Source organism: Pseudomonas sp. B16120 (genome assembly GCF_044218845.1).
Lineage (GTDB): Bacteria > Pseudomonadota > Gammaproteobacteria > Pseudomonadales > Pseudomonadaceae > Aquipseudomonas > Aquipseudomonas paracarnis.
This window is the reverse complement of record NZ_CP162588.1, coordinates 1,185,879-1,199,598: the sequence shown is the minus strand read 5'-3', so window position 1 is coordinate 1,199,598 and position 13,720 is coordinate 1,185,879. Positions and strand designations below refer to the sequence as shown.

The 13,720-nt window shown below is 61.3% G+C and carries 13 protein-coding genes; 9 read left to right on the top strand and 4 right to left on the bottom strand.

What is annotated here, in order from left to right:
• The first annotated feature begins 2 nt into the window (after positions 1-2).
• The 7 genes from AB4P90_RS05815 to AB4P90_RS05785 all read left to right on the top strand — a co-directional run bounded on the left by AB4P90_RS05815 (position 3) and on the right by AB4P90_RS05785 (position 7,893).
• On the top strand, positions 3-1,112 hold the full coding sequence (locus AB4P90_RS05815) for a mannuronate-specific alginate lyase (protein WP_014717003.1): 1,110 nt from the start codon (positions 3-5) through the stop codon (positions 1,110-1,112).
• 188 nt (positions 1,113-1,300) lie between these two features.
• Positions 1,301-2,833, top strand: coding sequence for an MBOAT family O-acyltransferase (locus tag AB4P90_RS05810; RefSeq protein WP_395605731.1), 1,533 nt, complete (start codon positions 1,301-1,303; stop codon positions 2,831-2,833).
• Positions 2,834-2,844: 11 nt separating this feature from the next.
• The gene (locus AB4P90_RS05805; RefSeq protein WP_014717001.1) at positions 2,845-4,017 is read left to right on the top strand and encodes an alginate O-acetyltransferase; all 1,173 of its coding nucleotides are present in this window, start codon (positions 2,845-2,847) and stop codon (positions 4,015-4,017) included.
• 16 nt (positions 4,018-4,033) lie between these two features.
• Positions 4,034-4,690 (top strand): alginate O-acetyltransferase AlgF, encoded by a 657-nt coding sequence (locus tag AB4P90_RS05800; RefSeq protein WP_014717000.1) that lies wholly within the window; start codon positions 4,034-4,036, stop codon positions 4,688-4,690.
• A gap of 186 nt (positions 4,691-4,876) precedes the next feature.
• Positions 4,877-6,328, top strand: coding sequence for a mannose-1-phosphate guanylyltransferase/mannose-6-phosphate isomerase (locus AB4P90_RS05795; RefSeq protein WP_032903349.1), 1,452 nt, complete (start codon positions 4,877-4,879; stop codon positions 6,326-6,328).
• Positions 6,329-6,601: 273 nt separating this feature from the next.
• Complete coding sequence (locus AB4P90_RS05790; RefSeq protein ID WP_014716998.1) at positions 6,602-7,066, top strand: hypothetical protein; 465 nt, start codon at positions 6,602-6,604, stop codon at positions 7,064-7,066.
• Between the two features lie 14 nt (positions 7,067-7,080).
• Positions 7,081-7,893 (top strand): SDR family oxidoreductase, encoded by an 813-nt coding sequence (locus AB4P90_RS05785; protein WP_073843290.1) that lies wholly within the window; start codon positions 7,081-7,083, stop codon positions 7,891-7,893.
• Here AB4P90_RS05785 and AB4P90_RS05780 read toward each other — a convergent pair.
• A complete protein-coding gene (locus tag AB4P90_RS05780) occupies positions 7,890-8,747 on the bottom strand; it encodes a LysR family transcriptional regulator (RefSeq protein ID WP_014716996.1) in 858 nt (285 codons plus the stop codon). The two genes, AB4P90_RS05785 and AB4P90_RS05780, sit on opposite strands and share 4 nt — an antisense overlap.
• A gap of 111 nt (positions 8,748-8,858) precedes the next feature.
• Between AB4P90_RS05780 and AB4P90_RS05775 the strand changes: the two genes are divergently transcribed.
• Together AB4P90_RS05775 and AB4P90_RS05770 are read left to right on the top strand one after the other, a co-directional pair.
• Positions 8,859-10,046, top strand: coding sequence for an MFS transporter (locus AB4P90_RS05775; RefSeq protein ID WP_020301245.1), 1,188 nt, complete (start codon positions 8,859-8,861; stop codon positions 10,044-10,046).
• Positions 10,039-10,440 (top strand): nuclear transport factor 2 family protein, encoded by a 402-nt coding sequence (locus tag AB4P90_RS05770; protein WP_014716994.1) that lies wholly within the window; start codon positions 10,039-10,041, stop codon positions 10,438-10,440. The genes AB4P90_RS05775 and AB4P90_RS05770 overlap by 8 nt, the downstream gene beginning before the upstream one ends.
• A gap of 38 nt (positions 10,441-10,478) precedes the next feature.
• Here AB4P90_RS05770 and AB4P90_RS05765 read toward each other — a convergent pair whose 3' ends face one another.
• The 3 genes from AB4P90_RS05765 to AB4P90_RS05755 are packed head-to-tail and all read right to left on the bottom strand — an operon-like array spanning position 10,479 to position 13,717.
• A complete protein-coding gene (locus AB4P90_RS05765; protein ID WP_020301246.1) occupies positions 10,479-11,339 on the bottom strand; it encodes an HlyD family secretion protein in 861 nt (286 codons plus the stop codon).
• A gap of 10 nt (positions 11,340-11,349) precedes the next feature.
• Positions 11,350-11,550, bottom strand: coding sequence for a DUF1656 domain-containing protein (locus tag AB4P90_RS05760; protein WP_003188711.1), 201 nt, complete (start codon positions 11,548-11,550; stop codon positions 11,350-11,352).
• Positions 11,540-13,717: an FUSC family protein gene (locus AB4P90_RS05755; protein ID WP_197865381.1), complete on the bottom strand. Its 2,178-nt coding sequence runs from the start codon at positions 13,715-13,717 to the stop codon at positions 11,540-11,542. Before AB4P90_RS05755 ends, AB4P90_RS05760 begins: the two co-directional genes overlap by 11 nt.
• Between the last annotated feature and the right edge of the window lie 3 nt (positions 13,718-13,720).

Here is a 13,720-nt window from a genome sequence, read left to right as displayed (position 1 = left end):
TTATGCAAAAGTTATTGCTCCCTGGCCTGCTGGGCCTGGCCATGTTCGCAGGTTCCGTCAATGCAGCGGCGCCACTGCGTCCACCCCAGGGCTATTTCGCACCGATCGAAGCGTTCAAGACCGGCGACTTCAAGAATGATTGCGACAGCATGCCAACGCCCTACACCGGGCCGTTGCAGTTTCGCAGCAAGTACGAAGGTTCCGACAAGGCCCGTTCGACCCTGAATGTGCAGTCGGAAAAAGCCTTTCGCGACAGCACCGCCGACATCACCAAGCTGGAAAAAGACACCAGCAAACGGGTGATGCAGTTCATGCGCGACGGCCGTCCACAGCAGCTCGAATGCACCCTGAACTGGCTGGTGTCATGGGCCAAGGCCGATGCGTTGATGTCCAAGGACTTCAATCACACCGGCAAGTCCATGCGCAAATGGGCGCTGGGCAGCATGGCCTCGGCCTATGTGCGCCTGAAGTTCTCCGAGTCGCAGCCACTGGCCAAGCATCCGCAGGAAGCCCAGCAGATCGAAGCCTGGTTCAACAAGCTGGCCGACCAGGTGGTGAGCGACTGGGACAACCTGCCCCTGGAAAAAACTAACAACCACTCGTACTGGGCCGCCTGGTCAGTGATGGCAACGTCCATCGCTACCAACCGCCGCGACCTGTTTGACTGGGCGGTGAAGGAATACAAGGTCGGCGTGAACCAGGTCGATGACCAGGGTTTCCTGCCGAACGAATTGAAGCGCCAGCAACGCGCCCTGTCGTACCACAACTACGCGCTGCCGCCGCTGTCGATGATCGCCAGTTTTGCGCTGGTCAACGGCGTGGACCTGCGCCAGGAAAACAACAGCGCGCTCAAGCGCCTGGGCGACAAGGTGCTGGCCGGGGTGAAAGACCCGGACATCTTCGAGCAGAAGAACGGCAAAGAGCAGGACATGAAGGACCTCAAGGAAGACATGAAATTTGCCTGGCTTGAGCCCTTCTGCACCCTCTACACCTGCGCACCGGATGTGATCGAACGCAAGCATGGCATGCAACCGTTCAAGACCTTCCGCCTGGGCGGTGACCTGACCAAGGTCTACGACCCGGCGCATGAAAAAGGCAACAAAGGCAGCTAGTCGCTGATCGTTCCCACGCTCTGCGTGGGAATGCAGCACGGGACGCTGTGCGTCCCAAAGCGTGGCGCAGAGCGCCACAAGAGGCATTCCCACGCAGAGCGTGGGAACGATCACAGCCTCCCCCGACATCGTGGGGGGTTTGGGGGGGCTCTGGCCCTTGACTATTGGTTAAACATGGAGAGATCGGGATGGTTTTCTCGTCCAATGTGTTCCTGTTTCTGTTCTTGCCGATCTTTCTCGGCTTGTACTACTTGAGCGGGCAACGCTATCGCAATCTGCTGCTGCTGATTGCCAGCTACGTGTTCTACGCCTGGTGGCGAGTGGACTTCCTGGCGCTGTTCGCCGCAGTGACCCTGTGGAATTACTGGATCGGCCTCAAGGTCGGTGCCGCCGGTGTACGCACCAAGCCAGCGCAGCGCTGGCTGTTGCTCGGGGTGGCGGTCGACCTGTGCATCCTCGGCTACTTCAAGTACGCCAACTTCGGCGTCGACAGCATCAATGTAATGATGAAGTCGGCAGGCCTGGAGCCGTTCATCCTCACTCACGTGCTGTTGCCGATCGGGATCTCGTTCTACATCTTCGAGTCCATCAGCTACATCATCGACGTGTACCGTGGCGACACCCCGGCGACCCGCAACCTCATCGACTTTGCGGCGTTCGTGGCGATTTTCCCGCACCTGATCGCCGGTCCCGTGCTGCGCTTTCGCGACCTGGCCGACCAGTTCAACAACCGCACCCACACCCTGGATAAATTCTCCGAGGGCTGCACGCGGTTCATGCAGGGTTTCATCAAGAAGGTCTTTATTGCTGACACCCTCGCGGTGGTGGCCGACCATTGCTTCGCCCTGCAAAACCCCACCACAGGCGATGCCTGGCTCGGCGCGCTGGCCTATACCGCGCAGCTGTACTTCGACTTCTCCGGCTACAGCGACATGGCCATTGGCTTGGGTTTGATGATGGGTTTTCGCTTCATGGAAAACTTCAAGCAGCCCTACATCAGCCAGTCGATCACCGAGTTCTGGCGGCGCTGGCACATCAGCCTGTCCACCTGGCTGCGTGACTACTTGTACATCACCCTGGGCGGCAACCGCAAAGGCACCCTGACCACTTACCGCAACCTGTTCCTGACCATGCTGCTCGGTGGCCTGTGGCACGGCGCGAACATCACCTACATCGTGTGGGGCGCCTGGCACGGCATGTGGCTGGCGATTGAAAAAGCCATCGGGCTGAACACCGCACCGCGCAGTTTCAATGTGCTGCGCTGGGCCTTTACCTTCCTGCTGGTGGTAATGGGCTGGGTGATCTTCCGCGCCGAAAACCTGCACGTTGCCGGGCGTATGTACGGTGCGATGTTCAGCTTTGGCGAGTGGTCACTGTCGGAACTCAACCGCGCCAACCTTACCGGCCTGCAAGTGGCAACCCTGGTGGTGGCCTATGCAACGCTGGCGTTCTTCGGCCTGCGCGACTTCTACACCAACCGCCCTGCCGAAAAGGCCCAGCCAGCCGACCCGAGCCTGATCAAGGCCGTACCCGGCGACAACCCTGGCAGCATCCACGAGCCCGGTTTCAGCGTGGGCCGTGACGCTGCCGTGCAACCGGCCTACTGGACCGCTGACTGGCCACGCTACGCCATGCGCGCGGCGGTGCTGCTGCTGTTCGTGGCGTCGATCCTGAAACTGTCGGCGCAGAGTTTCTCGCCGTTCCTTTACTTCCAATTCTGAGGGAGCCGACCATGACCCGTTCATTACGCGTCCTCTACATAAGCCTGTTCCTGGTGCTGTTGCTGGCACTTGGCGCCTGGTCGCTGCGCAGCTTCTTTGGCTTCAGCACCAACGCCGATGCCACCGTGCTCAACGGTCGCTGGACCAAAGCCGTCGAGACCCACTATGACGACGAGTTCCCGATCAAGCGCCTGGGCACCAACCTGTGGGCGGCGCTGGACTACAAGCTGTTCAATGAAGGCCGCCCTGGCGTGGTGCTGGGCCGTGATCACTGGTTGTACAGCGACGAGGAATTCAACCCCGCCGTCAACGAAGACCAGAACCTGCAAGGCAACTACGCGCTGGTCGAAGGCGTGCGCCAGAAGCTCAAGGCCCAGGGTATCCAACTGGTGATGGCGATCGTGCCGGCCAAGGTACGCCTGTATCCGGAGCATTTGGGTGAAGTGAAACCGGCCAGCGTGCACGCCAACCTGTACCAGGACTTCCATGCCCGAGTGGCGGCGGACAACATTCCAGCTCCAGATCTGCTCGGCCCGCTGCAACAGGCCAAGCTAGCCGGCAAGCAGGTGTTCCTGCGCACCGATACTCACTGGACACCGGACGGTGCCGAAGTCGCCGCCAAGCAATTGGCCAAGGCGATTGCCGACAAGACCCCACTGAGCGGCGAGCCGCAGCGCTTTGTCACCGAGGCTGAGAAAACCGAGCCACATAAAGGTGACTTGCGTTTGTTCCTGCCCCTGGACCCGCTGTTCGAAAACCTGATGCCACCTAAAGAGCCGCTGGAAAAACGCGTCACCCACCTGGCCGAAGAGAAAGGTGATGACGCGCTGTTCAGCGACAGCGAAACCCCGGTGGCCCTGGTGGGCACCAGCTACAGCGCCAACCCCAACTGGAACTTCGTGGGTGCGCTCAAACAAGCCTTGCACAGCGACGTGGTCAGCTACGCCGAAGATGGCCACGGCCCGATCCTGCCGATGCTCAGCTACCTCAAAAGTGACGACTTCAAGAACAGCCCGCCTCAGGTGCTGATCTGGGAGTTTCCTGAACGTTATCTGCCTATCAACAACGAAATCGGTGATGCCGACCCAGCCTGGGTTGCGCAGCTTAAACAAGCCGGTTCGCGCCAACAGAACATGGCAATCAACACACCTAAATCCGAGACGCCCGACCGGGCGCAAAACTGAAAGAGAGGTAACTCACATGACTTTCACTACTACTCCTCGTCGTCTCGCTAAAACCCTGGCTATCGCAGCAGGCCTGAGCGTCGTATCCCTGTCGGCCTTCGCTGCCGGTGACGCCGCCCTATACGGCCCGACTGCACCAAAAGGCTCCAGCTTTGTGCGTATCTACAACGCCAGCAACCAGGAAGTCAGCGCCACCGTCGGCAGCACCAACCTCAGCGACGTTGCGCCACTGGCCAGCAGCGACTTCAGCTTCATGCCGGGCGGTGACTACAGCGCCAAGGTCGGCAGCCAGACCCTGCCGGTCAAGCTGGCCGCCGACCACTACTACACCCTGGTCAACAGCGGCAGCGGCCAGCCGCAGTTGATCGAAGAACCCCCGTTCAAGAACAAGCAGAAATCCCTGGTGCGCGTACAGAACCTCAGCGACAAGGCCCTGACCCTGAAAACCGCCGACGGCAAGACCGATGTGGTCAAGTCGGTGGCTGCCAAGGGCCGTGGCGAGCGCGAGATCAACCCGGTGAAGGTAAGCCTGGCGTTGTATGACGGTGACAAGAAAGTCGGCGATGTGAAGCCGGTTGCGTTGGAACGCGGTGAAGCGGCGGTGTTGTACGTCACCGGTTCAGGTTCGAGCCTGTCGCCAGTGTGGGTGAAACGCCCAGTGTCGACCCGCTGATTATTTCCCTGAGTTGACACGCCCCCTTGTGGGAGCTGGCTTGCCTGCGATGGCGGTCTTGTAGGCGCCATCGCAGGCAAGCCAGCTCCCACACTGACCGGGGCTCAACTCAGGACCGAGACAAAAACAAGAGTGAAACGACAAACCTTCGTAGCTCTGACCCATATCGATTCAAGGAGAAACAACATGATCCCAGTAATCCTTTCCGGTGGTAGCGGCTCACGTCTTTGGCCGCTTTCGCGTAAACAATTCCCCAAGCAGTTCCTGGCACTGACCGGCGAGCACACCTTGTTCCAGCAAACCCTGGAGCGCCTGGTGTTCGAAGGCATGGACGCCCCCATCGTGGTCTGCAACAAAGATCACCGTTTCATCGTCAACGAGCAACTGAGCGCACGCAAGCTCGACTGCCAGCGCATCCTGATGGAACCCTTCGGCCGCAACACTGCGCCGGCCGTGGCCCTGACCGCGATGATGCTGGTCAACGAAGGCCGTGACGATTTGATGCTGGTACTGCCCGCCGACCACGTGATCGACGACCAGAAAGCCCTGCAACGCGCACTGGCCCTGGCCACCGTGGCCGCCGAGCGGGGCGAGATGGTACTGTTCGGCGTGCCGGCCACCCGCCCGGAGACCGGCTACGGCTACATCAAGTCCACCAACGATTCGCTGCTGCCTGAAGGCGTGAGCCGCGTGCAACAGTTCGTGGAAAAACCCGATGAAAAACGTGCGGTCGAGTTCGTCAAAAGCGGTGGCTACTTCTGGAACAGCGGCATGTTCCTGTTCCGTGCCAGCCGCTTCCTCGAAGAGCTGAAAAAGCATGACCCGGACATCTACGACACCTGCGTGCTGACCCTGGAGCGCAGCGAGCAGACCGCCGATACCGTGACCTTCGACGACGCCACCTTCGCCTGCTGCCCGGACAATTCCATCGACTACGCCGTGATGGAAAAAACCCAACGCGCCTGCGTCGTGCCCTTGGCCGCTGGCTGGAGCGATGTGGGTTGCTGGGCCTCGCTGTGGGCGGTCAACGATAAAGACGCCAACGGCAACGTGAGCAAAGGCGACGTGGTGATCCAGGACAGCCGCAACTGCATGGTGCATGGAAACGGCAAACTCGTGTCGGTAATCGGCCTGGACAACATCGTGGTGGTGGAAACCAAAGACGCGATGATGATTGCCCACAAGGACAAGGTCCAGGGCGTCAAGCAGATGGTCAACACCCTCAACGAGCAAGGCCGCAGCGAGACCCAGAACCACTGCGAAGTCTATCGTCCGTGGGGTTCCTACGACTCGGTGGACATGGGCGGGCGTTTCCAGGTCAAGCACATCTCGGTCAAGCCGGGCGCGTGCCTGTCGCTGCAGATGCACCACCACCGCGCCGAACACTGGATCGTGGTCAGCGGCACCGCCGAAGTCACCTGTGACGACAACGTGTTCCTGCTCTGCGAAAACCAGTCTACCTACATCCCGATCGCCTCGGTGCACCGCCTGCGCAACCCGGGCAAGATCCCGTTGGAGATCATCGAAGTGCAATCGGGCAGCTATCTGGGTGAAGACGATATCGAGCGCTTCGAAGATATCTACGGGCGCTCGACACCGGTTGAACGTGGTGTATCGGTGAAAACTATCGCGCAGTAAAACAGTCGTACAAGAAGCCCTCGCCCAGCCCATTGCGTCCCCTATCCGCAGTGGGTTGGGTGGGGGCTTTTTTTTGGGGTTTGTGGTGACTGTACAGGCCTCATCGCAGGCAAGCCAGCTCCCACAGTTGACCGCGCGCCCACTTTAGAATGCGGTCGAATGTGGGAGCTGGCTTGCCTGCGATGGCGTCTGCCCGGCCAACACAATGCTCAAGGTAACCAATCCCACCTAAGCTTAAGTTAGGATGCTGGTTCCCTATTCGAGGTGGTCTCCATGTTCTTCGGCGTTCTCCTGATCATCACCTGGCTGATCCTGCTGCTGCGCTACCCGGCCAAGGCGCTGCCGGTATCGTTGGCCGCTGCCGTTGGCCTGGGTTTCGTCGCCGTCTGGGTGGTATGGCTGGACAACCGCGAAGCCGCGCAATTGGCTCGCCTTGAGCTGCGCATTACTTACGCCCCACAGGAATGCCCGGCCGACCGTCCTTTAAAACTGACCCTGAACAACGGCAACGACGTGCCACTGACCGAACTGCGCTGGCGCGTCGCCGCCTATGCACCGGGCGATACGGTCAACCTGGCCGACAATGTCTACGCCGCCCCACGCTATCGCGGCCCCGGCGAGTTGCAGGCGGGCGCCACCTGGGATGACTGCCTGCCCACCCCGCCGCTGCGTCCCGGCTATCGCCCACAAACCCTGGAATTTCGCGCCGAGCACCTGCAAGGCAGTTTCTCGGACTGACAAAGGAATGATGCATGCCCAACGTACTGATCACCGGTTGTTCCAGCGGCATCGGCCGCGCCCTTGCCGAGGCGTTCAAAGCCGCAGGCTTCGAGGTATGGGCCAGCGCCCGCCAACCCGATGATGTCGCCGCGCTTACCGCCGCAGGCTTTAATGCCCTACAACTGGACGTCAACGACAGCGCCGCCCTGCAACGCTTGTCCGAGCAGTGGGGCGAGTTGGATGTGCTGATCAACAACGCTGGCTACGGCGCCATGGGCCCATTGCTCGACGGCGGTACCGAGGCGATGCAACGCCAATTCGAAACCAATGTGTTTTCCATCGTCGGCGTGACCCAGGCCTTGTTTCCCGCCCTGCGCCGCAACAAGGGCCTGGTGGTGAATATCGGCAGCGTTTCCGGCGTATTGGTGACGCCGTTTGCCGGCGCCTACTGCGCGTCCAAAGCCGCTGTGCATGCGTTAAGCGACGCCCTGCGCATGGAGCTGGCACCGTTTGGCGTGCAGGTGATGGAAGTTCAGCCTGGTGCGATCAATACAAGCTTTGCAAAGAATGCCGGCGCCCAAGCCGAATTGCTGATCCACGAACAGTCACCATGGTGGCCGTTGCGCGAGGGCATTCGGGCACGCAGCCAAGCGTCCCAGGACAAGCCAACCCCGGCCAGTGAATTTGCTGCAGACGTGCTCAAGGCGGTGCAGCACGTGCGACCGCCACGCCTGTTGCGTTCGGGCAACGGCAGCCGCGCGTTGCCATTGATGGCGGCACTGTTGCCAAAGGGTTTGCTGGAGATGGTGTTGAAGAAGCGCTTTGGTTTGAGTGGCAGCCTCTAGCCCTTCATAAAATCAATAAACGCCCGCACCTTCAGCGGCAGGTGCCGGGTATCCGGGTACATCGCGTAGACCCCTTGGGGGGCGAAGCGATGATCCGCCAGCACACGCACCAGCCGTCCGGCCTCCAAGTCTTCCTGCACCAGCCATTGCGGCAGAATCGCCACACCGTGGCCGCGCACAGCAAATGCCTGGAGCACTGCCGCACTATCAGCCACCAACGCAGCAGGCCCGGCACGGTATTGATGTTGAATGCCCGCCGGGTCGGTGACGCTCAGTTCGGTCAAGCGGCCATGGCCCAACCGGGGGATCTGCTCCAGCTCTTCCAGGGTCTGAAGCCCGGCAAACTGCGGTGCCGCAACAGCAAACACATCGAACGTCGACAACTGCACCGCCCGATGATTGGAGTCCAGCAGGCGCCCCAGGCGAATCGCCACGTCAAAACGCTCGGAGATCAGGTCGGCATGGGTGGAGGATGTGGATAAGTGGATATTCAGGTCCGGGTGCAGGCGGCGAAAGGCTTCTACCGCCGGGGCAACGACGGCCAGGGCATATTCGACAGTGGTGGTGATGCGCAGCGTGCCCTTGAGCTGAGCATGCTCACTGCGGGCTTCTTCTACCGCCAGGCGGGCCTCTTCGAGCATGCGCGTGCAGCGCAGGTAAAAGCGTTCGCCGGCATCGGTGAGCGCCAGTTGGCGGGTGTTGCGGGTCAGCAGGGTGACGCCGAGTTCCGCCTCCAGGCGCTTGAGGTTGAAGCTGACCACGGCGCGAGTCTGGCCCAGCAGGTCCGCGGCAGCAGTGAGCGAGCCGGCCTCGACCACAGCCTTGAAAGTGTCAAAACGGTCCAGGCTGACCATGATGGACGCCCTCCTTTGTCAAAATATTTTTGACAAACTAGCAGGCAAACCGGCGTATCCCAAACCCTGCTTGCGGCCTACCCTGCCGGCTTCACTTGCAGGAACGCGTTCATGACCTACCGCTCGAAAGTCGCCTGGATCTTTTTATTGGGTTTTGCCCTGGACCTGGTGAACATGTTTGTTGCCACCGTCGCCTACCCGGATATCGCCCGCGAGCTGCACGCCTCGGTCACACAGTTGGCGTGGATCAGTAATGCCTACATGCTCGGGCTGACAGTGATCATCCCCTTGAGTGTATGGTTGGCGGCGCTCATGGGCGAGCGCACCCTGATCGCTTCCAGCCTGCTGCTGTTCGCCGGCGCCTCGGTGATGGTGGGCCAGGCCGGCTCCATTGAGGCGTTGATAGGCTGGCGCGCAGTGCAAGGGCTCGGTGGCGGTTTGCTGATTCCCGTGGGCCAGGCCATGGCTTACCGGCACTTCCCCGCCGCCGAGCGCAGCCAGCTGACGGCGCGGGTGATGTCGGTGGCGTTGCTGGTGCCGGCACTATCGCCAGCATTGGGTGGGGTGATTGTCGACACTGTGGCATGGCGCTGGATTTTCTACGCCAACTTGCCACTGGCCTTGGTGACCCTGCTGCTGGCCTTGTTGTGGATAAAACCCGACGCGCCCACCCGCGTGCGCCCACCTCTGGACCTGAGCAGCATTTTCAAACAGGTTGCCAGTCCGATGCTGCGCGTGGCGATGCTCGTCTACCTGTGCATACCCGGGGTGTTTATCGGCACCAGTCTGATCGCCATCCTTTATGTGCGCAGCTTGGGCTATGACGCCACCCAAACCGGCGCGCTGATGTTGCCCTGGGCGCTGGCCTCGGCAGTGGCAATCTACCTGAGCAAAAAACTCTTCAATCGCTGCGGCCCCAAACCCTTGTTGCTGGCGGGCATGGCGCTGCAATGCGCTGGCATCCTGTTGCTCAACGAGCCCGCGCTGATTATTGCGGCCTACGTCTTGATGGGCCTGGGCGGCAGCCTGTGCAGCAGCACTGCGCAAACTCTGGCCTTTCTGGATATTCCCGCCGAGCGCATGGGCCACGCCAGTGCGTTGTGGAACATGAACCGTCAAGTAAGCTTCTGCGTCGGCGCCGCCGTGCTCAGTGCAATACTGTCGGCCTTGGATTCCTTCGCCATAACCTTCACGATGGCGGCAGCTCTGACCCTGTTGCCGCTTTTCGCAGTGTTGCGCCTGGATGCTTCCAGAGTACGCACGCTGCTTCACCCTTGCAGCGAGCCCAAGCATGATTGACTACAGCGATTTTTTTGAAGAAGTGATCCAGACCCACGTCGAGATCGAGCAATGGTTTGCCGGGGTTGCGCCTCAGGGCACGCTGGAAAATCTGCTCGCGCGCTTCTCACCCGAGTTCAGCATGATCGCGCCCGCCACCGGTACGCGGGTCAACAGGGCCGGGGTCAATGCGTTGTTTACGCGCCTGGGCGGGATGCGTCCGGGGTTGAAAATCACCTTGAGTGAAATGACCGGCATCGACCGCCATGCGCGCGGCGCCACGGTGACGTATCGCGAGCATCAGATTGACGACAGCGGCACCCAGACCGACCGCCGCGCCACGGTGGTGTTCGAGAAACAGGCCAGTGGCGCGCTGCTGTGGCGACACCTGCATGAAACCTTTATCAAAGCCTGACGCGGTCAACTGTGGGAGCGGGTAAGCCCCCCCACAGTTTAGTTTTGTGTTGGGTTGACGATCACGGTGCAGGTAATCCCTGCCGCCAACAACACGCCTTCCGGCACTTCATCAATGTGAATCCGCACCGGCACGCGCTGAGCCAGGCGCACCCAGTTGAAGGTCGGGTTCACATCGGCGATCAGTTCACGGCTCTCGGGGTTGTCGCGGTCGTAGATGCCACGGGAGATGCTTTCCACGTGCCCCTTGAGTGTCTCGCCACTCATCAATTGCATATCGGCTTTGTCGCCCACCTTCACATGGGGCAGTTTGGTTTCTTCAAAGAAGCCATACACCCAGAACGAATTCATATCCACCACAGCCATCTTCGCTTCGCCGATACGCGCATAGTCGCCACGGTGCACGTTGAGGTTGGTGACATAACCGTCTACCGCCGCCAGCACTCGCGTGCGTTTCAAGTTGAGTTCGGCGGCCTCCAGTTGCGCCAGGGCGTGCTGGTAATCGGCCAGGGCCGAGTCGGCGATGTTGCTGGCGTCGTCGCGGTTTTCCCTGGAGATCACTAGCGCGTCCAGGTCGGCGCGGCGGTGCGCGTTGACCTTGCGCATTTCCCAAGTGGCCTTGCGGGAGGCCACCAGCGATTGCGCTTGCTTGACGGCAATGCGGTAGTGCTCGGGGTCGATCTGCATCAGCAGGTCGCCTTTTTTCACCAACTGGTTATCGCGTACCGGCACGTCCACCACTTCGCCGGTAACGTCAGCCGCCACATTGATAATGTCGGCGCGCACGCGACCATCGCGGGTCCACGGCGTTTGCATGTAGTGCACCCACAACGTGCGGCCAATCCAGATCGCCAACGCCAGCACCAGCAAGGTGGCGAGCAGGCTGAAAAACTTTTTCATCGGGGCATTCTCAACGGTAGACGCTCAGCGCCAGGGCGCCGAACAGGCAAGCGAACAGGCTCAGGCGCAGCAGCGCCGGGTGCCAGAAGAAACGGTACAGGTCGAACCCGGCCAGGAAGCGGTCAACCGCCCAGGCCAGCCCCGCTGCGATCAAGAACATCAGGGTCATGGTCGGCATATAGATGCCGTGGAATGCAATTTCACGAGGCATTCGGGGCTCCTTTGAGGGCGGCCAGAGGCGATTGCGGGTCGAGCAACGAGGTGCGAATAAAGTGCAGGTAGCTCTTCACCCGGCGCAGGGCCGAGGTGTCGAAGTGCGGGGCGAAGGGTTCGTCGGTGGCCTGCACGCGGCTGATCGCATGGTCGACGGCAATCAACCCGCGCTCCAGGTTGCTGGCGCTGGGTTGCAGGAACAGCCGCACCAGCGAGCGTCCCATCACGCGGATCGCCTGGCGCCACGGCTGCGACTCGGCATACGCCGGGTGCACCGGCAAAATCGCCTGCTCCTTGCGCAGTTCGATGATCGCGTGGCCGACCTCCAGCACCACGAACATCCAGCGCAGCAAATCGCGTTGCACCTGCGGCTGGCCGGCCGCGAGGCCATACGCTTGGTGCAGCAGGTCGCGGGTGCGGCTTTCAAAGCTCGACGCCAGGCCCTTGAGCTTGCCGCTGATGGCATACACCACCTGCTCACGCAGGTCTTGCTCCAGGCGGCGCCACAACCAGCGGCTGTTGGGCGGCAAAATGATCGCCCCCGCCGCCGCGCATACCAGCATGCCGATGACCATGGCGATGTAGTCGTTGATAAAGGTGTAGGGGTTATAGACCGTGAGGTTGTCGGGCACCGAGCCGGTGCTGAAGAAGATCAACAGGCCCACACCCACACCGGCGTATTGCGGGCGGGAGGAGAGGAAGGCACCGAAGATGATCACCGGCGCCAGCATCACGCACAGCAGCGGGAAACCGTCGATCCAGGGGAACACGAAGAACATTTCGACAAAGCCGACCAAGGCGCCGATCAAGGTACCGCAGGCCATCTGGAACGCCATGCGCTTGGGGTTGGGCGTGGCAGCAGACAGGCCCACCGTGGCCGCCGCGATCAGGGTCATGGTGGCGCCGCTGGGCCAGGCCGTGGCCACCCAGTAACTGCCCAGCACAACTAGGATAAACGAGGCGCGCACACCGGCAGCGGCACAGGCCAGCCAGTTGGTCTTTGGCGTGTAGGCTTCGTGCCAATCCTCCCGCGCATGGCGATGATCGGCCAGGGACGCGTGGGTTTGCGCGTAGTTGTGCAGGTCGTCGACGAAGCGGTACAGCAGCTCGTAGGCAGTGTGGAAATCCAACTGCTCGGCGTCCGTCGGGTTGTCTTCCTGGAAGCTCGCCCGCAGGCTACGCACCTTGGCGGGCAGGCCGTCCTTGTAGGCGCTCAGTTGGTTGACCAGGCGCGCGGCATCCAAGCTGGTGAGAGCGCGGCCAGAGAAGCCGTCGAGCACTTCGGCCAGGTCTTGCAGGCCGGGCTTGATCGCTGCCACTACATGGTCGGCCTCATCGGCGCGCAAGCGTTCAAGCAATTGGTGCAAGGCGTTGAAGCGCGTGGTGATGCTCATGAATTCGCTGTTAAGGCGACTGAGCCGCCCGTTACGCCGACGCATGTGCGGGTCTTCGAACACGGTGACGCTGCGCAGGCCTTCCAGCCCCACGGCTTCGGCAATAAAACGCACGTTGCTGGCCTCGAAACCTTCGCGTTGGCTGCGCCCGCGCAGGCCATCGGTCACAAACAGCGCGAACACACCGAAGCGCTGGTACAGCGCGTTGCGCATGGCGGCGCTGGAGGTCTGCGGCAGGATGGCGGCGCTGACCAGTGTCGAGCACAGTATCCCCAGGGAGATTTCCAGCACCCGCCACACCGCCGCCATGAAGGCGCCGTCCGGGTGGGCCAGGGCCGGCAGGCCGACCATCGCCGCGGTGTAGCCGGCGAGCACGAACCCATAGGCGCGAAAGTTACGATTGCGCGTGGCGCCAGCGGTGCAAATGCCCACCCAGATCGCCAGCGCACCGAGGAACAGTTCGGTGTTCTGCGCAAACAAAGCGATCAACAGCACCATCACCGCCGAGCCTGCCAAGGTCCCGAGGAAGCGATAGAAACTCTTGGCGAACACCTGGCCGCTCTGGGGCTGCATCACGATAAATACGGTGATCATCGCCGTGCGCGGTTGCGGCAGTTCCAGGCGCATCGCCAGCCACAGCGTCAGGAACGCAGCGACCAGCACTTTGAAGATATACACCCAGGTCACGCCATCACTGCGTGCCCAGTCGAAAAAACCACGGCGCCACTCAAGGGAATGCAGCCAGCGCAGCGGTGCAGGCAAGGGAGTCATCAA

Excerpts from the sequence above, each read along its gene's own strand:
- AB4P90_RS05770 (WP_014716994.1), top strand. The coding sequence starts at position 10,039 with ATGATTGACTACAGCGATTTTTTTGAAGAAGTGATCCAGACCCACGTC.
- AB4P90_RS05800 (WP_014717000.1), top strand. The coding sequence starts at position 4,034 with ATGACTTTCACTACTACTCCTCGTCGTCTCGCTAAAACCCTGGCTATC.
- AB4P90_RS05815 (WP_014717003.1), top strand. The coding sequence starts at position 3 with ATGCAAAAGTTATTGCTCCCTGGCCTGCTGGGCCTGGCCATGTTCGCA.
- AB4P90_RS05760 (WP_003188711.1), bottom strand. The coding sequence starts at position 11,550 with ATGCCTCGTGAAATTGCATTCCACGGCATCTATATGCCGACCATGACC.
- AB4P90_RS05785 (WP_073843290.1), top strand. The coding sequence starts at position 7,081 with ATGCCCAACGTACTGATCACCGGTTGTTCCAGCGGCATCGGCCGCGCC.
- AB4P90_RS05780 (WP_014716996.1), bottom strand. The coding sequence starts at position 8,747 with ATGGTCAGCCTGGACCGTTTTGACACTTTCAAGGCTGTGGTCGAGGCC.
- AB4P90_RS05775 (WP_020301245.1), top strand. The coding sequence starts at position 8,859 with ATGACCTACCGCTCGAAAGTCGCCTGGATCTTTTTATTGGGTTTTGCC.
- AB4P90_RS05765 (WP_020301246.1), bottom strand. The coding sequence starts at position 11,339 with ATGAAAAAGTTTTTCAGCCTGCTCGCCACCTTGCTGGTGCTGGCGTTG.
- AB4P90_RS05805 (WP_014717001.1), top strand. The coding sequence starts at position 2,845 with ATGACCCGTTCATTACGCGTCCTCTACATAAGCCTGTTCCTGGTGCTG.
- AB4P90_RS05790 (WP_014716998.1), top strand. The coding sequence starts at position 6,602 with ATGTTCTTCGGCGTTCTCCTGATCATCACCTGGCTGATCCTGCTGCTG.
- AB4P90_RS05795 (WP_032903349.1), top strand. The coding sequence starts at position 4,877 with ATGATCCCAGTAATCCTTTCCGGTGGTAGCGGCTCACGTCTTTGGCCG.
- AB4P90_RS05755 (WP_197865381.1), bottom strand. The coding sequence starts at position 13,717 with ATGACTCCCTTGCCTGCACCGCTGCGCTGGCTGCATTCCCTTGAGTGG.
- AB4P90_RS05810 (WP_395605731.1), top strand. The coding sequence starts at position 1,301 with ATGGTTTTCTCGTCCAATGTGTTCCTGTTTCTGTTCTTGCCGATCTTT.